The 371-nt window shown below is 48.0% G+C and carries 2 tRNA genes; both read right to left on the reverse strand.

The features are described 5' to 3' along the window. Positions 1–51: 51 nt before the first annotated feature. Positions 52–127 (reverse strand) — tRNA-Ala (locus tag M3221_RS27135). Positions 128–144: 17 nt separating this feature from the next. Beyond that, positions 145–221: transfer RNA gene (locus M3221_RS27140), tRNA-Ile, on the reverse strand. Positions 222–371 lie beyond the last annotated feature (150 nt).

Below are 371 nucleotides of genomic sequence, written 5' to 3' on the forward strand. Positions count from 1 at the left end.
GCTTTGGTCATACAATGTGTTGCTTCTATCCAGTTTTCAAAGAACATAATATGGTGGAGCCTAGCGGGATCGAACCGCTGACCTCCTGCGTGCAAAGCAGGCGCTCTCCCAGCTGAGCTAAGGCCCCGTATAAAGAAGTAAGAATGGTGGGCCTAAATGGACTCGAACCATCGACCTCACGCTTATCAGGCGTGCGCTCTAACCAGCTGAGCTATAGGCCCCTACCTCCATTATGAAGTTTCAAATTGAACCTTCAAAACTGAACAAAATCAAACGTCAAACGTGTGTGAGAACCAAGTTCTCACTTCCGTAAATATCCTTAGAAAGGAGGTGATCCAGCCGCACCTTCCGATACGGCTACCTTGTTACGA

The organism is Domibacillus indicus (genome assembly GCF_023715895.1).
GTDB classification, from domain to species: Bacteria; Bacillota; Bacilli; order Bacillales; family Domibacillaceae; genus Domibacillus; species Domibacillus indicus_A.